The organism is Neobacillus sp. 114 (assembly GCF_030127045.1).
GTDB classification, from domain to species: domain Bacteria; phylum Bacillota; class Bacilli; order Bacillales; family Cytobacillaceae; genus Neobacillus; species Neobacillus rhizophilus.
Window position 1 is genome coordinate 1,189,067 of record NZ_CP126144.1, and the last position, 16,945, is coordinate 1,206,011.

18 protein-coding genes are annotated in these 16,945 nt (G+C 43.2%); 14 read left to right on the forward strand and 4 right to left on the reverse strand.

The window, feature by feature from the left end:
* The first annotated feature begins 7 nt into the window (after positions 1–7).
* The 5 genes from QNN06_RS05805 to QNN06_RS05825 all read left to right on the forward strand — a co-directional run bounded on the left by QNN06_RS05805 (position 8) and on the right by QNN06_RS05825 (position 6,229).
* Positions 8–2,992 (forward strand): M14 family metallopeptidase, encoded by a 2,985-nt coding sequence (locus QNN06_RS05805; protein WP_213118366.1) that lies wholly within the window; start codon positions 8–10, stop codon positions 2,990–2,992.
* Between the two features lie 218 nt (positions 2,993–3,210).
* A complete protein-coding gene (gene pcp, locus QNN06_RS05810; protein WP_213118365.1) occupies positions 3,211–3,822 on the forward strand; it encodes a pyroglutamyl-peptidase I in 612 nt (203 codons plus the stop codon).
* A complete protein-coding gene (gene pxpB, locus QNN06_RS05815) occupies positions 3,815–4,558 on the forward strand; it encodes a 5-oxoprolinase subunit PxpB (RefSeq protein ID WP_213118364.1) in 744 nt (247 codons plus the stop codon). Before pcp ends, pxpB begins: the two co-directional genes overlap by 8 nt.
* Before the next feature lie 31 nt (positions 4,559–4,589).
* The gene (locus QNN06_RS05820) at positions 4,590–5,357 is read left to right on the forward strand and encodes a LamB/YcsF family protein (protein WP_213118363.1); all 768 of its coding nucleotides are present in this window, start codon (positions 4,590–4,592) and stop codon (positions 5,355–5,357) included.
* Positions 5,354–6,229 (forward strand): 5-oxoprolinase subunit C family protein, encoded by an 876-nt coding sequence (locus QNN06_RS05825; protein WP_284037224.1) that lies wholly within the window; start codon positions 5,354–5,356, stop codon positions 6,227–6,229. Before QNN06_RS05820 ends, QNN06_RS05825 begins: the two co-directional genes overlap by 4 nt.
* Positions 6,230–6,306: 77 nt before the next feature.
* Here QNN06_RS05825 and QNN06_RS05830 read toward each other — a convergent pair whose 3' ends face one another.
* Entirely contained in the window at positions 6,307–7,320 is a 1,014-nt protein-coding gene (locus tag QNN06_RS05830) for a S66 family peptidase (protein WP_213118361.1), read from the reverse strand.
* A 241-nt stretch (positions 7,321–7,561) separates the two neighbouring features.
* On the opposite strand from QNN06_RS05830, the gene yiaA reads away from it, so the two are divergent.
* On the forward strand, positions 7,562–8,032 hold the full coding sequence (gene yiaA, locus QNN06_RS05835) for an inner membrane protein YiaA (protein WP_213118360.1): 471 nt from the start codon (positions 7,562–7,564) through the stop codon (positions 8,030–8,032).
* Positions 8,033–8,128: 96 nt separating this feature from the next.
* Here the strand turns inward: yiaA and QNN06_RS05840 are convergent, their stop codons facing one another.
* Both QNN06_RS05840 and QNN06_RS05845 read right to left on the reverse strand, forming a co-directional pair.
* Positions 8,129–8,764 carry a pentapeptide repeat-containing protein gene (locus QNN06_RS05840; RefSeq protein ID WP_217035086.1) on the reverse strand — a complete coding sequence of 212 codons (636 nt, stop codon included), beginning with the start codon at positions 8,762–8,764 and terminating at the stop codon, positions 8,129–8,131.
* 7 nt (positions 8,765–8,771) lie between these two features.
* On the reverse strand, positions 8,772–9,053 hold the full coding sequence (locus QNN06_RS05845; RefSeq protein WP_249366693.1) for a YggT family protein: 282 nt from the start codon (positions 9,051–9,053) through the stop codon (positions 8,772–8,774).
* A gap of 224 nt (positions 9,054–9,277) precedes the next feature.
* On the opposite strand from QNN06_RS05845, the gene QNN06_RS05850 reads away from it, so the two are divergent.
* The 6 genes from QNN06_RS05850 (at position 9,278) to QNN06_RS05875 (ending at position 14,415) form a co-directional block, all read left to right on the forward strand.
* Positions 9,278–10,525, forward strand: a complete 1,248-nt coding sequence (locus QNN06_RS05850) for an esterase/lipase family protein (RefSeq protein WP_213118358.1) — start codon at positions 9,278–9,280, stop codon at positions 10,523–10,525.
* 28 nt (positions 10,526–10,553) lie between these two features.
* Entirely contained in the window at positions 10,554–11,165 is a 612-nt protein-coding gene (locus QNN06_RS05855) for an FMN-binding negative transcriptional regulator (RefSeq protein WP_217035088.1), read from the forward strand.
* 173 nt (positions 11,166–11,338) lie between these two features.
* Complete coding sequence (locus QNN06_RS05860; RefSeq protein ID WP_213118356.1) at positions 11,339–12,358, forward strand: glutathione S-transferase family protein; 1,020 nt, start codon at positions 11,339–11,341, stop codon at positions 12,356–12,358.
* A gap of 14 nt (positions 12,359–12,372) precedes the next feature.
* A complete protein-coding gene (locus QNN06_RS05865; protein WP_284037225.1) occupies positions 12,373–12,873 on the forward strand; it encodes a GNAT family N-acetyltransferase in 501 nt (166 codons plus the stop codon).
* 38 nt (positions 12,874–12,911) lie between these two features.
* Positions 12,912–13,517 carry a class I SAM-dependent methyltransferase gene (locus QNN06_RS05870; protein WP_213118354.1) on the forward strand — a complete coding sequence of 202 codons (606 nt, stop codon included), beginning with the start codon at positions 12,912–12,914 and terminating at the stop codon, positions 13,515–13,517.
* Positions 13,518–13,743: 226 nt separating this feature from the next.
* The gene (locus QNN06_RS05875; RefSeq protein WP_284037226.1) at positions 13,744–14,415 is read left to right on the forward strand and encodes a hypothetical protein; all 672 of its coding nucleotides are present in this window, start codon (positions 13,744–13,746) and stop codon (positions 14,413–14,415) included.
* Between the two features lie 104 nt (positions 14,416–14,519).
* On the opposite strand, the gene QNN06_RS05880 is transcribed toward QNN06_RS05875, so the two are convergent.
* A complete protein-coding gene (locus QNN06_RS05880; protein ID WP_284037227.1) occupies positions 14,520–14,660 on the reverse strand; it encodes a hypothetical protein in 141 nt (46 codons plus the stop codon).
* A gap of 217 nt (positions 14,661–14,877) precedes the next feature.
* Here QNN06_RS05880 and QNN06_RS05885 point away from each other — a divergent pair, with 217 nt between their 5' ends.
* Together QNN06_RS05885 and QNN06_RS05890 are read left to right on the forward strand one after the other, a co-directional pair.
* A complete protein-coding gene (locus QNN06_RS05885) occupies positions 14,878–15,585 on the forward strand; it encodes an MOSC domain-containing protein (protein WP_284037228.1) in 708 nt (235 codons plus the stop codon).
* Between the two features lie 530 nt (positions 15,586–16,115).
* Positions 16,116–16,928 (forward strand): GNAT family N-acetyltransferase, encoded by an 813-nt coding sequence (locus QNN06_RS05890; RefSeq protein WP_213118350.1) that lies wholly within the window; start codon positions 16,116–16,118, stop codon positions 16,926–16,928.
* Positions 16,929–16,945 lie beyond the last annotated feature (17 nt).

Consider the following 16,945-nt stretch of genomic DNA (forward strand, 5'->3'; position numbering starts at 1 on the left):
GATGATCTTGAATAATATCCTGGCGATTTGGACGAAGGAAGGACTTCTTCGGGATAAAAATGGCGATGGTGTGGTGGACGGAGTTTCTGTTTTTATCGATTTGCCGGAGGGGCTTGCACCGGCTGGCTTAATCGATTTCAGTGCCCGTCTGGGATATGAAACTACTTCTCTATCATTTTCGTTTTTTGAACCAAGTGATGAGGCTGTGAATATCCGTTTTGCTGGTTCAAGTTCAAAAACAGAAGCACGATGGGAAAACGGAGAAATTACTATTTCTTATAAAAATGAATCGGAATTGTCATTGTTCCTTCAGTTTTTGGCAGCGATGAAGCCGGAAGCCGGGATGGAAAGTCCGGTTGTTGAATTAAGAGACGGCCACTTATATGCAGGTACCGACTTGGTTGCGGTGAACTGGGGCTGGGAAGAGGTGAGCCAAACCGGGGCTGAATCAGAACCTAAAGTTTATTCTGATATCCACAGCCTAAGCCATATTTGGAGTTTTTCCGGGTTTGGCAAAAATCAGGAAGCCTCTCCTTCGAAGTTACTAAACTTAAATATATCAGTTGAGAAACCATTAGTGACAACAAGTGTATTACGTGAAATTTGTTATTTTGCAGCTAGAGCTGCCATGTATTCTACGAGTATTGTTTTTCCGATTACGGGGAATAAGGCTGCCAGGTTTCAGTTTGATATAAAAGAGGGATCTGATTCAGCGGTGCTTGAGCTTTTAGATTCAAACCAACTCCGCTTAACTGGGAAGAAGGAAGCACTGCCTGCCGCTCTGAATGAATTGGCGAAAGCTAAGCATTGGAGTGAAGGAGGAGCATTTGGCTATTGGGAACAGGAACATCTATTATCCCAGAAAAAAGAAGCTCCGCTTTTGTTTGAATCGGTATGGTCAGGCGACCGGGAAGTGGATTTGGCATTTAAGGTATTAGAAGAATCCAAGAATCTTGAGGCAGCGAATGTTGAGATTTTCTTATCGGAACCATTAGATGTCAGAAACCGTCTGATGGCTGAGTGGATAGCAATTTTTCCAGCTATTCACTCCCTATCCATTCGCTCTGCCTTTAAGCCTGGTTTTCATTGGATTATGGAAGAGGTTCTGCCTTCCTTGCAAACTGCAGGGGAGACGATTGCAAGAATGGATATTTATGTGCGGGAGGAACAAGGGGAGATGGGGCTCGAGCTTCCGATTCGCTGGATTCAGGAGCTGTATCCTGTGGACCGTTGCCTGGAAGAGAGGCTGGGTCTGAAGGCAGATTGTGTCCAATTCAAGCTGGTGAAGGACCTTGTCCATACATATGAGGTCCATATATGGAATGAGAAAGAGGAAAAGCAGCTTGCAGGCTGTCTGGATGTCCCTGTATCCAAGTTGCCTTACCTGGATCATCAGCGTTACGTTTATCCTGTTTCAAGTGCCGTTCGCATTAATGGGGATGGAGGACGTAAAGAAGAACATCTCATTCAAACGGACCGAGAACGCTTTTACTGTTATTATGTCGAAGAAGTGCTGCCGAAGCTTAGGAAAGAAGTTTCAAAGTACAATCCCGGCCAGGGCCGCAACCGTCCATTATTCGACCGGATTGAAATCGATGTCTGGATGAGTGAAGAGGAACAGAAGCTTGGGGTGGACGAGGAACGTATTTCTTCACTGGAAGCTCTCCACGAAGATCTTTATTTTAATACGCTCGATTACTTTGCCTATATGGGAGAAGAACTGGAAGGCAAGTCGTTTGATGCACCTGGGGGCGTTCATCCATTTATGCACGTAAGAGTCGGCGAAAAGCCGGAAGCTCAGATTCGCGTGTACAAATGGGAAGATAAGCCGCTGGAAAACCTGGTGACAAAAGCGATTTCCTTTACGGATGATGGCAGGTTCTCAGAAGCCGTTATGTCAAATGGGGAAGTGGACGTAACCCTTGAAATTAAGAACTTTGACAGACCTACCCAGCATATACATCCTGATGTCCAGCAGTGGCTGAACACGCCCTCACCATATCGTATTGTCTATCCGGACTACTCCTATCTAGGGAAGGCGATTCCGGTGATCGAGTGTTTCTTGGATGCTGGTGAAGAGTTCTATTCTCCTTTGAAAATGTCTCTTTTTAAAAAGACTGTGTTCATAGAAGCAGGACATCATTCGAATGAGGTATCCAGTACACCTGCGATCTTTCAGTTTATGAATCGTGCCGGGGCTGAATATGAAAACTGGCTGAAGGAAGTCAACGTGGTGATCCTTCCATTGGCAAACCCAGATGGATATGAATTGCTGACCAAGCTGACTGAAGAGCATCCGGAATGGAAGCATCATGCGGCCAGGTACAACGCGGTAGGGTTGGAATATTCCTTGGTTCGCTTCCATGAAACAGTTTTTGGAGAAGCCAATATTTATCCGGAAGTGCTGAAGAGATGGGCTCCTGATGTCATCATTGATGATCACGGCATCCCTTCACATGAGTGGGTGCAGCCATTTGCAGGTTATAACAGTCCGCCGCGTTTCCCGGTTTCTTACTTTTTGCCAAGTGCGAAAATCTACGGCATCGCTCGGTTATCGAACGGAGAGTATCGTACTCTGCATGAAGATAATGTAGATAAAATTGTTGGTCAGGTCAGCATCCGGATTCGTGGGACGCGGATTGAGGAAGAGAATGGTTATTGGCAGGGGCGTTTTATAAAGTACGGAAACCAGTGGCTTCCAAATGTTTTTCCAATTGAAGAGGCGCCGGGGATTCATTTTTACCGCTCCGCTTCGGTGGCACCGTCTTATAGAACAATTGGAATCTCGAGGTACCCAGAGTGGATTGCGGCCGAGATCATTTCTGAAGCAGCCGATGAAGTTGTATACGGTGAAGTGCTTCAAAGCTGCGTCGAAGCGCACATAGTCTTTGATTTAGCGATTTTGGAGGCTCTTCAAAAAGCTGCAATCGAGGTCAAGCGTGACGACCAAGACGGTTTCACTTTGGAACGGAACAGGCCGATTCGATTGTAAAGTAAATGTCACTGCAATTGTATTTGCAAGAAACTAATCATTTAACGATTCGCTGATATGTTTGGAAATTCGCTGATATATTGAAAAATCCGCTGATATCTTTTGGAGATTCGCGGATAAATTAAAGCAATCCGCTGATATCTTGGGGAAATTCGCTGATATAGCCGGATATCTTTTACAAAAACACTTTTAATAAAACCAGGGGGAGGGTTTTTCCAATGAAAACACTTTTACTAACAGGCTTTGAGCCGTTTCTATCCTTTACGATTAATCCAACAATGCGAATTGTGGAAGAACTGAACGGCCAGGAAATTGGCGGCTACAAGATCCAGGGTGAAATCTTATCGGTAGATTTTAAGAAAGCAGGGAAACAGCTGTTGGAACACCTAGAAACAATCAAGCCGGACGCTGTGATTTCCTTAGGCTTAGCGGGCGGCCGCTTTAAAATGACACCGGAACGAATCGCTATCAATGTCAATGACGGAGAACCAGACAATAGCGGCAACACACCTGTTGATGAAGCGATTCAGCCTGAAGGTGCGGACGGGTATATGTCAACCCTGCCGATTCGGGCCATGGTTAACCAATTGAAGGAAGCTGGTCTGCCGGCTGAAATCTCTAACACGGCAGGAACGTATTTATGCAATCATGTCATGTATCAAAGTCTGCATTATGCAAAAACACATAACAAGAAAATGCCTTCCGGTTTTATTCATATTCCTGCTTCCCATGAGCTAGCGATTCAACACGGAAAAATCCCAAGCTGGTCGCATGAGGATTTAAAACGGGGGATCTACACTTGCATTCAAGTGTTAGCAGAACATGAGTAGCACAAAAGTTATTTTTCCAAAAGTAAACATCACGGGGGAACGCAGCATTCGCTTTGCCTTCAGCAATCAGGTCGGGAAAGAAATCTTTAACCAGGTGCAAAGCTTCTGTCACATGTTGGAAAAAGAATCTTTTTTAATTGAAGAAGTGGTCCCAAGCTACCACACGGTAACAGTTTACTTGAAGAAGGATTTGGAAAAAATAGAACCCTTCATTCAATCGGTACTGGCAAAATGGGAACAGCAATCAAAAGGGGAACCTGATTGGAACTCCAGAAAACTGCAAATTCCTGTTTGTTATCATGAAGAGTTTGCTCTGGACATGGAAAGAGTGATGGAGCATACCGGATTGCGGAACAGTGAGATTATCACGCTTCACTCCCAAACCGTGTATACCACCTATATGATAGGGTTTTTACCGGGATTTCCGTATTTAGGAGAGCTAAATCCAAAATTAGCGACACCTAGGCTTCCGAACCCGCGGGCAAAAGTTCCAAAGGGGACGGTTGGCATTGGTGGCAGCCAGACGGGGATTTATCCAATTGAATGTCCTGGCGGATGGAATATTATCGGAAAAACACCGCTTGAAATTTATCGGCCTGACCGGGAGGAACCGTTTTTTATCCGTACGGGGGACACCCTTCGGTTTGTTGCCATCTCGCAAGCTGAATTTAGTGCCATCCAAACGCAATTAGTAAAGCATCCTGAATCTATTTGTGAGTTTATCAAAGAGAATTAGTAAAAGGGGATTTTTAGAAGGGAGGGGCTTTATGATGAGAATCGATATAAATGCCGATGTGGGAGAAAGCTTCGGCGCCTACACCATTGGGGATGATCAGAATCTTTTTCAACATATTACATCTGCAAATATCGCCTGCGGCTTTCATGCAGGAGATTTTAACGTAATGAATGATACGGTTAGAAAAGCGAAGGAAAACGGCGTGGCGATTGGCGCCCACCCCGGGTATCCGGACCTTCAAGGATTTGGCCGGAGAAACCTGCAGATGACACCGCGGGAAATTTATAATTGCTTAGTCTATCAAATTGGGGCACTAAAAATGTTTGCACAGGTTCAGGGGTTGGCTATTCAGCATGTAAAGCCTCATGGGGCCTTATACAATACGGCGGCTGAGAATCCGGCAGTGGCAAAAGCCATCGCTGAAGCTGTGTATGATACGGTTCCGGATGCTTATTTATTTGGGCTGTGCAATAGTGAACTTGTGAAGGCTGGAAAAGAAGCAGGCTTGAAAACAGCTTCCGAAGCGTTTGCCGATCGGCAATATACGGATGACGGACGGCTCTGTTCAAGGCTTTTGCCAAATGCTGTTTTGAAAAACCATGATGAGATTTTGCAACAGGTGAAAGAGATTATTTTCCATAAGCGGGTGAAGGGTATTTCAGGAGGCTGGATTCCTTTGCAGGCAGACACGATTTGTTTTCATGGGGATGGAGCAAATGTGGTTGAACATACCGCTCTGATTCGCAAAGCTTTAGAACAGGAAAATGTTCTTGTCCAATCGATCGGAGCACTTGCATGATTCCTTTATTGAAGGTTCGAAAGGCAGGAGTTTATGGCTCCATTCAGGATAAAGGAAGGTTCGGCTTTCAGCGGTTTGGCGTTCCTGTATCTGGACCTATGGACGCCTATGCTTACGAGATAGGAAATTACATTTTGGGGAATCCTGCCGGCAGTCCGGCGCTGGAAGTGTTTTTAGGCGGGCAAGAATTTGAGGTTTTGTCAGATCACCGAATCGTCATCACAGGAGCGGATCTAGGCCCCAAGGTGGACGGAAAAGCTGTTCCGCTCTGGAAAACCTTTTCGATACATCAAGGACAGACATTAAAGTTTACTAGCCCAAATAAAGGAAGTATCGCGTATGTGTTTCCTGAAGGTGGATTTCATTCAGAAGAACTGCTTGGCAGCGCATCGGTATATCCAAAAGGGCTTCTGGGGAGTTCCCTTAAGAAGGATGGAGTCCTTTACGCAAATAAAGAGAAATGGGCTGGGTTCCATCGAGGATTGATTCCAAGTGAAATCCCAGATTATTTAAACGAGGTTGAGGTTAGTGTCTGGCCTAGTCCACATATAGAGATGTTTGTACCAGAAAGCTTAGAGGAATTTTTCCAAACTCCGTATACGATGAGGAGCGGGGACCGGATGGGATACCTTCTAAAAGGTCCTGAGCTAAGGTTTAAAAACGGAGGAGATATCCTCTCGGAAGCCACTCAATTTGGGACCATCCAAGTTCCTAACAGCGGTCAGCCCCTCATCCTAATGGCCGACGCCCAAACGATCGGCGGCTATGCCACAATCGGAAAAATTGCTAAAGAGGATATAGGGAAAATCGCCCAGCTTCGACCGGGCGGAAAAATCCGTTTTAAAATTAGAGGTCAGGTCCTATCGCTTTAACAGGAAAGTGAAGCGGGAGCCTGACCCTTTACTTTTATGGGGGTACTGAAGCGAACAGGGACCGGCCCTTTGACGCATTATTTAAATATTTGTAGGACTGTCCCCTTGCCATCCGTAACTTCTACCTCCGCAAAAGCCCCGTTGATAAAAGTAACCTGCGGCGGAACATGGCCGCAGTCGATATCATATACAATCGGTATTTGCAGCTCGTCAGCAAGGTCCTGGTAAACATCCTCAATTGTATAGTTCTCTACCGGCATATTCGCCGGACTCCGACCGAACAGCAGACCGGAACAATTGTCAAACCAGCCAGCGAGCTTCATTTGCACTAATGACCTCCGTAAATCAGTCGTACCTAATTCGCAATTCTCTAAGTACCAAATGATCGGTTCTCCAGAGATGTGCTGTCTTCTAAAGCTTTGAATGTCATCATATGGTGTACCGATAAGATGTCTGATGATGTCCACACACCCGCCGAGCAGGCGCCCACTAATTTTAACAGTACTACTAGAAGTGGTTTTCCACCGGGTCTCCTCGGTTAAATGAAATACACAAGGGGATGGGTTATCGTGCTGCCATTCCTTTTGATAAAGGGGAGAGGAGTGCTGAAGGACAGACCCGCCGCTTGCTGTCGATAAGACGGTCTCCCACATTGCAGTGGTTTCGTCCCAATATTCTCCCCTTAAATCAATAAGGTTCGTCCCGTGAGCCGTTGCGATCCCTGTTTTTAAGGTAATAGCCAGCAGCAACGCGCTGGTATCCGAGTATCCCATCACCCATTTGGTTTTCATATTTTCAAAGTCTATATATTCGAGAATTTCAACTAACAATTCTCCGCCCCATGGGGGAATCATGATGTCAATTTCAGAATCAGCCATCATCGAGTTGAATTCGGCTGCCCGTTTAACAGCAGGGGCTGATTTGGCTTTTTTCTGCGTCCAAACGGTGTCTCCACATACAGTTCGATAGCCCTTCTGTTCCAGTCGGCTGCAGGCAAGCTTGATTAAGCCATGCAATCCAGCAGGTATGCCCGACGATGGTGCTGTCACTCCAATCGCGGCACCTTTTTTCAAAAAAGGATAGGTAATCATGAAAATCCCCCTCGGCTAATTTTGATAATTTTACCAAATTACATATATCTTATAAACTATTATCTTCAAAAAACTTTTCAAACGTTAAATTAAATTTATAAATTATTAAAACGATAGACCTGTCAGCAGAAATCAAAGGAAAATAATAAGTACTACCATTAATGGAAAATGTTTACTTAGCACCCTGTTTCTTCATATAATAAAGATGTTGGATAATAGGGTGAGATGGAGGCGAAACATTATGTCTAACGATAATGAGGTTTTATTAGATAAAGGAAATCAAAATGATCCAAAAATAAAAATGGAAAGGAAAGAGGGAGAGCCGACTTCAGCTTTCAAAGGGGCTTCTTGGGCAGCGCTATTAGTAGGTGTTATCGCTTATCTTATCGGCTTATATAACGCAGCGATGCAACTCAACGAAAAGGGATATTACTTTGCCGTTTTAATATTCGGACTCTATTCAGCGGTATCTTTACAAAAAGCAGTAAGAGATAAAGATGAGGGAATACCAGTTACTAATATTTATTATGGCATTAGTTGGTTTGCACTTATTGTATCTATTTCATTAATGGCCATTGGTTTATACAATGCGGGAAGTATTGATTTAAGCGAAAAGGGATTTTATGGTATGGCATTTGTTCTTAGTTTATTTGCCGCTATAACGGTTCAAAAGAATATTAGAGATACACAGAGGGTTAGAGAAAGAGATTGATTTCGGCAGCATCGCAGAATGGAAAGAAACGAACAAGCATAGGTAACTAAAAAGGAGTTCTGAAACCAAACTTGGTTCAGAACTCCTTTTTTTAAATTAATCTTTAATAATTAACCCCATCAGAGTAGAAAATTGCAAAGCCTGATGCGTTGAAACTTTGCATCCTTTTAAATCTTCAATAGCGACGGTCAGTGTATTAAAATTCGAGGAACTGATATCTACGCCTTTTAGGGATGTGTGGTCAAAGCTGGCTCCATCAATATTACAAAATTGAAATTCGGTACTTTTGAATTTACAGTCATAAAAATCGGTACTCTTTAATGAACTATCTTGAAAAAGTACTTTTTCAAACTTAGAACTGGCCAATGCCGTTAAGTTTAAGATGGAATTAATAATCTGGACGTTTCCAAATCGGGAGTCTTCAAAATTTACCCCTAATAATTTGCAATCCTTAAAGATGACCCTGTGAATCGAAGATTTGCTTAAATTGGCATTCGATAAATCGCAGTTTTCAAAGATTACATCCGTTAGGTCCATTTTTTGAAAATCAGTATTGGTGAACCGGCAATTCTTCAACACCACATTGTAAAGCCGGACACGAACAGCGGCTTCATTTTCAAAAACGGAGTCGCTAATCACGCACATTTCTAATTCCGGATCTTCTTCATAAAAAATTTCGTGGAAATTCCTGTCACGTAACTCGTCAGGAATTTTAGGCGCGTCTATTTTCATATGTTTTTTAGACCCCAATAAAATTAATAGATGAGCGCAGTCCCTCAAGTGCAAACCCGCCGATGTATCGATACACAAATAAGGCGATGATTGGCGAGAAATCGATTGGACCTAAAGGAGGAATGAATTTCCTAAAGACACTTAAATAAGGTTCAACCAGCTTATAAATCCACTCGCCCACTTTTGTTGCTTGAAAACGCGGGAACCAAGAACCAAAAATCGATATTAAAATTAACCAATAATATGCCTCAAAAGCATACTGTCCAATTAGCATAATATAAGAACCCAATTTTATATCTCCTGCCTATCATAATATTTAGAATGGTACAAACATGTATTACGTATTAGTCTATATAAAGTTTCACCAAAAGGGAAGAAAATTGACCATTAAAAAAGCAGAAAAGACTTGGTGCATGTATCTGAACACTTCTAATAAATTGAAGCTGTTTCGAACAGTTGATATAATGAAGAAAACTATTGTGAAAATTCAGTAAACAAGGAGATGTCCTTCTAATGTCGGGAAGTTTAAAAATGTTTCCAAGCCTATGTCCGTTAACGAGCTTATTTTTCATGCAGCTGTCAGGTAAGACCAAAACGAAACCTTCACAAAAATTGAATGATTTCCCGATTATCCTTGTCCATGGATTAACCGGCTGGGGCAGGGATGAAATGGGAGGTATTAAATATTGGGGTGGAGTCCGCGACCTCGAAGAGTACTTAAATGAAAAAGGACATAAAACCTATACAGCTACAGTGGGACCTGTTTCAAGCAACTGGGACCGGGCCGTTGAGCTTTATGCGTACATCAAAGGCGGAAAGGTAGACTATGGGGCGGCCCATGCTAAAGAGCACGGGCATGAACGGTTTGGCAGAACCTACCCTGGGATATACAGCCAATGGGATGCCACCAAGAAAATTCACCTTGTCGGGCATAGTATGGGTGGACAAACCATCAGAACCTTGGTTGAACTGCTGGAAAATGGAAGTGCTGCTGAAAGAGAATACTTCGAGCAGCATCCTGAAGATGGATTATCCGATTTGTTTAAAGGCGGAAAAAGCTGGGTCCATAGTGTAACAACCCTTGCGACTCCCCACAATGGCTCAACGGTTGCGGACGAAGAAGAAATGACACCATGGTTGAATCAGATGGTCTTTTACGCTGGGAGTTTATCAGGAGCAAGTGATGAAAACATCGTCTATGATTATAAACTTGACCAATGGGGACTAAAGCGGGAAGAGGGAGAGTCCTACCTGGAATATGTCGACAGCGTATTCAATAGTGCCATTTGGACAAGCAAGGACAGCAGTCTAAATGATTTAACTACTTATGGAGCGGCTAAGCTAAATCATTGGGTGAAGACGCATCAGAATGTTTACTATTTTTCTTATACTGGGGATGCCACCTATAAAGGCGTTCTGACCGGCCGTGCGTATCCGATGTTTAACATGAATCCATTAATGAAAGGTTCCAGCATGTTTATGGGAGCTTATTCGAGAAAAAGCCCCGAGCCTGTGATTGATTCTGCCTGGTGGCCGAATGACGGGATTGTAAATGTAGTCTCTTCGAAATACCCGCTCGGTCATGCTCATAAGGGGTATGATGGCTACGTTGAAAAAGGAGTATGGAATCACTTTGCTGTGCAGCCAGGCTGGGATCATTTTGATTTTATCGGGATCGGATCTGAAGATAATCTTGCCTTAAAAGATATCTACAGTTTTTATAAAGGAATTGCGGACAACCTGCAAGGGCTGCCTGAATAAAATTTTTTCAGAATAAGGGGTATTAAAAATGTATATTCCAAACCATTTCAAAATAGATAATGAAGAAATCCTCTATGAATTTATGGAGAAAAACAGCTTTGCCACATTGGTTTCGCAGCATAATGGGGAACCATATGCCACTCACCTTCCATTAACCTTTCATAAAAAGGAAGGTATTTTATATGGCCATTTTGCTCATCCAAACGGGCAGTGGAAAGATATTGAAAATCAAAAGGTTCTAGCCATTTTTCAAGGCCCGCACTGTTACATCTCCCCTTCATGGTATGAAACCAATAAGGCTGTGCCAACCTGGAATTATATTGCCGTTCATGTATATGGCCAATTGGAGATTGTTGAAAATCCTCAGGAATTATACGACTCGCTAGTAGAAATGGTAAGTACATATGAAAAGCCCGATAGTTCCTATCAGTTAAAGGATGTTGATCCTGGTTTCATTGAAGGAATGGCGAAAGGTATTGTAGGTTTTCGGATCAATATTACTAAAATTGAGGGAAAAGCAAAACTTAGTCAAAACCACCCAGTTGAACGTCAAGAATTGGTTATCAATCAGCTAGAAAGCTCATCCGACCAAAATGATAGACTTATAGCTGACCTGATGAGAAATAACCTTAAAAAATAACTTTTAAAGCTGACTTAAAAGGACAAGTGGAATATTGTAGAAAAAAGGGGAAAACACATTGAAGATTGTTATTGCAACCGATTCGTTTAAAGGATCACTTACTGCAAATAAATAGAGAATTTCCATAGTATTAATAGGATTTATTTTAAAAAAACTTTTAAGAGGTGTTTTTAATGCAGCAAAGTGAACAACAAAATAACAACTTAAAAGCTCCAAAAGCCTTTGCCGAAATTACAACAGACGGGTCATTTAAACGCCAGACCAATAGATTTACTACTCCATTTGGAAGCAAGGAAGGCGAACTTCCGGTGGAGGCAGGAAGATATCGACTCCTATGGTCGGCTGTTTGTCCCTGGGCACATCGCTCCGTAATCGTTCGTAGAATTCTAGGATTAGAAAAGGTCATCAGCCTGGGCACCGCCAGTCCAATGCGTCCCAAACTCCCCCATGTCGATTGGGAGTTTTCCTTAGACGAGAATGGCGTCGACCCTGTTCTGGGCATTCGCTATATGAGCGAAATTTATAAAAAGTCCGATTCCGATTATTCAGGTCGTCCGACAGTGCCGGCATTGGTGGATATAAAGGAACAAAAGGTCGTCAACAACGATTATTTTAAACTAACAAACTATCTTGAAACAGTTTGGGCGCCGTTTCATAAGGAAAATGCTCCGGATTTGTATCCTGAACGATTACGGGATGAGATTGATGACTTAAACGACGTCATCTTCCACGATGTGAACAATGGGGTCTATAAATGCGGCTTTGCCCAGTCGCAGGAAGCCTACGAAAAGGCCTATGACACGCTGTTCGCCAGATTGGATGAATTGGAGGATCGGCTTTCAACCAATCGCTTTTTATTCGGCGATTATATTACGGATTCGGATGTCCGACTTTATGCGACACTCATCAGATTTGATGCAGCGTATTACTCCGCCTTCAAAGCCAATCGAAACCGGATTGTTGATTTTCCGAATCTTTGGGGCTATTTGCGTGACCTATACCAGACGCCTGGCTTTGGTGATACAACGGATTTCCATGCCATCAAAGTGCATTATCATTTATCGAATCATATCGCCAGCGATGATCAGAAGAGCTTTCATATTTTACCAAAGGGCCCGGATTTATCTGGCCTTACTAGCGAACATCACCGAGAGCGATTAAGCAATCGAGCGGAGAAATTTTTGAAAAAGTAGGAGTTGAGCAAGCTGTGTTGATACGAGATGCGAATTTGGAGGAATTACCGTTTATTCGTGAGCAGCGAGTCAGTGCGTACGAAGAGCATGCCCTAAAAATTCCCGCTGGGCATTGGGAAGCATTGAAAAAAGCTATTTCTTCGGAGGCGGACTTACAGCAGGGAGTGGAACGGATTGTAGCTGAAATAAATGGAGAAATCGTCGGTAGTGTGATCTTGTTTCCGGCAAAGTCGGATGCCTATGAGGGAGAAGTAGAGGAACTGGACTATCCGGAAATCCGCATGCTTGCCGTCGCACCGGCAGCGAGGGGAAAAGGTGTCGCTGCCTCCTTGGTCGCGGAATGCATCCAAAGGGCAAAGGTGCAGGGGTACTCTTCGATAGGTCTTCATACCGGCCAATTTATGGAGAGTGCGATGCGATTGTACGAACGCCTCGGCTTTGAACGGCTGCCCCAATTTGATTTTGAACCAGCCAAAGATGGCATAATCGTAAGGGCCTACCGGATGAGTTTTTAAAAAAAAGACCCCTAAATAGGTAAAAGGCGGTGAATTCAGTGGAGAAGCAGAAGCTAATAAAGATTTTTAATAAGCAGGCAGGAAAATATGACAAAAGACGAGAAGACCTGAGCCAAAAACGATGGCGGCAAAAACTTTTAAGCCATGCAGAGGGCGAAGTCCTGGAACTGGCGGTTGGAGCTGGAGCAAATTTCCCCTACTATACTCCCGGTGTTAAAGTGACTGCCACGGATTTTAGCAGCGCAATGCTTGAGAAAGCAAAGCAGGCGGCAAAAAACTATGGCATTCAGGCTGATTTTGTCAGCGGGGATATTGAAAAGATGGAATTTCCGAATGATTCCTTTGATACCATTGTTTCGACATTATCCTTTTGCAGTTACAACAACCCCTTAGCGGTACTGGAAAAAATCAATCACTGGTGCAAACCGAGCGGAAAGATCCTGCTGATGGAGCATGGCATCAGTACAAACTTTGCAGTCTCTATTCTCCAAAAAACACTGAACCCGCTTTTATACCGATTTTATGGATGCCATCACACACGGAACATCTTAGAAATAATCAGGGAGTCCGGAATGACTGTTGAAAAATCAGAAAGCTACTGGGTAAACATGGTTCATCTGATTTGGGCAAAGCCGAAAAAATAAAATGGAAAATTAGTGATAAAAGGTATTGGTCATAGCATAAACCCAATACCTTTTTTCTTTGCCAATAGGCAAACCTGGGAAGTGCTTTTTTTGCAACTCTTGAAAACCCTTGCAGGAAAAAAGGCATAAATCGAGAAGTCTATTACTAGAAAAGTATATTCGGAAAGCAACATTGAAATATGAATACATGATAGAAAATTTATGGGGGAAGGGGAGTCTAAAACGAATGTTATCATTTGAGGAAAAAAAGGAGATTTTCCGCACTTTCAAATTGGAGGAGAAGGAAATCAGCAACGGCCGGGTGAACTTTAACTATCCCGAGAGCAAGCAAAGAGGGCTGGTTTTGGCAAGGGAATTGCAGCAAAGCGGCAATGGCTATGTGCTGGGCAAGTACATGTCTGAAGAAGTCATTAGGAAAAACAACTACACGGTTGACCCGCGCGGCTGGATTTCGGTAAGAGATTTTACCAAGGCTGAGTTAATAACTGTCATTGTTGAGGCCCTGAAGTCCATGTCCGGGCTGGCCATCGAAGTAGATGCGTTTTTACAGGCACAGGGTCCATTGAAAACTGTTAGGACGACGCCGAGGAAAAAAGTAGTCAGTATTAAGGCAGTCAAGGATGCAAAACGGAAACCTGTTGAAAGCAAAATACAAGCTCCGGAAAAAGAAACATCTCCAAAAGTAGAGGAAGTCAAGAAAGAACCCTTTGAAGCTTCTAAACCGGCGGCTCCCGTGAAAGACGGTGATTTTTCAAAGGAATTGGAAAGCTATCCCCTTTCCTGTTTGTTTTTCTGGACGGGGCTGACAATGTCGTTAATGGAAACTGGCTTCCTGATGTGGAGGAATGCGGTACGGAGTTATGGGGAAGTAAGGCGCGGAATAACAAGGAAAGAATAGGATTTAGTTAGCCTGGTTAATATACCGGGCTATTTTTATTCCAACTTAAAGTTCAGAGTTTCCTGGACGGCCCATCTAATACGCCCATGAAAAAACATACCTGGTTAATTCCAGATTTTTATTATGACCCGGACACCCCATCTGATAAGCAGGTATATAGGTTCTATAAGCTCAAAGCCCAAATCAATGAATTCCCAGCGCTCCCCCTTCTTTTTCTTCTTTTTCTCTTTCATCTTAAATTCCATTTAAATATCCCCCCTGTAGATTTTATTACGTCTATACCTTATGAAGGTTTCAAAATAAATAGTCCTTATTCGGATTTTTGTTAATATTGGCAAATTGCTGTGATAGAATTTGAATATCGTAAACACAAAAGTTTAAAAAAATAAATTCATACCACGAGAGCATATAAATAAAAAGGATGTTTATCAGATGATGATTTCGGAATTAGGAGGGGTCAGGATGGAGTTTCTATTAAATAAAATTTTTGTCGGTCAGCCGAAAACAGTTGGGGAAAAAGACGCTGCCAATTTAATGGACCGGGAGTGGACGAGTGCGATTTTTAAAGAACTCGTTGAAGGTTCGGTCTGGGCTGGTAAAACAGGTATGACTGGAGACGGTGTATTTGATACTGAACACCACGGCGGCCCGGAGAAAGCAGTGTTTGCCTATGCTTCGGAACATTATTTGGATTGGCAGAAGGAATTGGGTAACAGTCGTATTGGTGCAGGGGCTATGGGTGAGAACTTTCTTATGGAAAATGTAACAGAGGATCTGATTTCAATTGGCGATGTTTATCAAATTGGCGGGGCGATTGTTCAGGTGTCCCAGCCCCGCCAGCCATGCTGGAAGCCGGCCCGCCGTTTTAAAATCAAAACCCTCGCGCTGCTTATCCAAAATACTGGACGGACAGGCTGGTATTTTCGGGTGTTAAAAGAGGGTTTCGTTGAAGCCGGGCAGAGCTTTACTCTTTTGGAGCACCCTTATCCGCAGTGGACTATTCAGAAATGCAATGAGATTATCCATGCAAGGAAGCCGAATTTTGAAGAAATGCGTGAACTTGCTCACTGTGAACTGTTAGCGCCTGGTCTGAGAACCACTTTAGGGGAAAGAATTAAGAAAAGGGAAATACCGGATATTACAAAAAGGGTCTACGGACCGAATGAGTGATACATTTGGAAAACGAGTCTACTTACACGAAAAAGAGAAAAAATGCAGTTCATGGTCACGAAGAGGGAGTCTACGTGCCCGAAAAAAAGAAAAAACTGTATTCATGGTCACGAAGAGGGAGTCTACGTGACCGAAAAGGAGAAAAAATGCAATTCATGGTCATGTAGAACGAGTCTACGTGCCCGAAAAGGAGAAAAAACTGTATTCAAGGTCACGAAGAGGGAGTCTACGTGACCGAAAAAAAGAAAAAATGCAGTTCATGGTCACGTAGAACGAGTCTACGTGATCGAAAAGGAGAAAAAATGCTGTTCAAGGTCACGAAGAGGGAGTCTACGTGACCGAAAAAAAGAAAAAATGCAGTTCATGGTCACGTAGAACGAGTCTACGTGCCCGAAAAAAAGAAAAAGTGCAGTTCATGGTCACGTAGAACGAGTCTACGTGATCGAAAAGGAGAAAAAATGCAGTTCATGGTCACGTAGAACGAGTCTAGAATAGACCTATATACAAATATGTATTTAGGAGGCTAAGAGATGTTTTCCAAGCTTGTTCCCAATGATCCGGCAATCGCCGCAGGAAGTCCATTTACCATAGATGAAGTCCAATACAATCTAATCCATCGAATCAGTGAAGACCGTAACTCCCTATGTCTCAAAACACCAGACGAAAAAGTGATTTTTGCCCAGACACCCGGGCATAAGGGCTGGCTATGGATTTCGAACGATATCCTAGCCACAGAACAAACATCCTTAATACATGAACTTATAAATCACCTCACACGAGTATCCTTGCCAGGAATTACTGGGGATCCCCAGACGGCACAGATGTTTGCTGGAATTTTTTCAAAAATAAATAACCTTCGATACGAAACTGAAATGACCATGGAAGCCTACCATTGCCCAACACTCATAAAGCCTCAAGGGGTAAAAGGTGAAATTCTTAAAGCAACGGATGAGCATGTTGACGTTGTAGCAGACTATCTCGCGGGCTTTATGAGGGATGCATTTGGGACACAGGTAGAACCATCATCCCAGCAGACGAGGGCGGCGACGATGATTGCTGCTGGCGGGTTGTATCTTTGGATCGTCAACGGACACCCAGTAGCGCAGGCAAACATTTCCCATCGTTCCCCAAGACATGCCAGAATCAACGCCGTGTTTACCCCTACCCAACACAGAAAACACGGCTATGCTAGTGCACTGGTTGCAGAACTTTGTAAAATAATAGAGTCAGAGAATCGAATTCCGATGCTCTATGCAGATGTTAAGAATCCTGACTCCAATAAGGTGTATCAAAATATCGGATTCCAAAAATGCGGGCTGATTGAGGAAATCAAGTTTTTCTAGTAGATAAAACAACTATT

Excerpts from the sequence above, each read along its gene's own strand:
- QNN06_RS05880 (WP_284037227.1), bottom strand. The coding sequence starts at position 14,660 with ATGGAATTTAAGATGAAAGAGAAAAAGAAGAAAAAGAAGGGGGAGCGC.
- QNN06_RS05840 (WP_217035086.1), bottom strand. The coding sequence starts at position 8,764 with ATGAAAATAGACGCGCCTAAAATTCCTGACGAGTTACGTGACAGGAAT.
- QNN06_RS05885 (WP_284037228.1), top strand. The coding sequence starts at position 14,878 with ATGGAGTTTCTATTAAATAAAATTTTTGTCGGTCAGCCGAAAACAGTT.
- pxpB (WP_213118364.1), top strand. The coding sequence starts at position 3,815 with ATGAGTAGCACAAAAGTTATTTTTCCAAAAGTAAACATCACGGGGGAA.
- QNN06_RS05850 (WP_213118358.1), top strand. The coding sequence starts at position 9,278 with ATGTCGGGAAGTTTAAAAATGTTTCCAAGCCTATGTCCGTTAACGAGC.
- QNN06_RS05825 (WP_284037224.1), top strand. The coding sequence starts at position 5,354 with ATGATTCCTTTATTGAAGGTTCGAAAGGCAGGAGTTTATGGCTCCATT.
- QNN06_RS05820 (WP_213118363.1), top strand. The coding sequence starts at position 4,590 with ATGATGAGAATCGATATAAATGCCGATGTGGGAGAAAGCTTCGGCGCC.
- QNN06_RS05830 (WP_213118361.1), bottom strand. The coding sequence starts at position 7,320 with ATGATTACCTATCCTTTTTTGAAAAAAGGTGCCGCGATTGGAGTGACA.
- QNN06_RS05890 (WP_213118350.1), top strand. The coding sequence starts at position 16,116 with ATGTTTTCCAAGCTTGTTCCCAATGATCCGGCAATCGCCGCAGGAAGT.
- QNN06_RS05855 (WP_217035088.1), top strand. The coding sequence starts at position 10,554 with ATGTATATTCCAAACCATTTCAAAATAGATAATGAAGAAATCCTCTAT.
- yiaA (WP_213118360.1), top strand. The coding sequence starts at position 7,562 with ATGTCTAACGATAATGAGGTTTTATTAGATAAAGGAAATCAAAATGAT.
- QNN06_RS05860 (WP_213118356.1), top strand. The coding sequence starts at position 11,339 with ATGCAGCAAAGTGAACAACAAAATAACAACTTAAAAGCTCCAAAAGCC.
- QNN06_RS05875 (WP_284037226.1), top strand. The coding sequence starts at position 13,744 with ATGTTATCATTTGAGGAAAAAAAGGAGATTTTCCGCACTTTCAAATTG.
- pcp (WP_213118365.1), top strand. The coding sequence starts at position 3,211 with ATGAAAACACTTTTACTAACAGGCTTTGAGCCGTTTCTATCCTTTACG.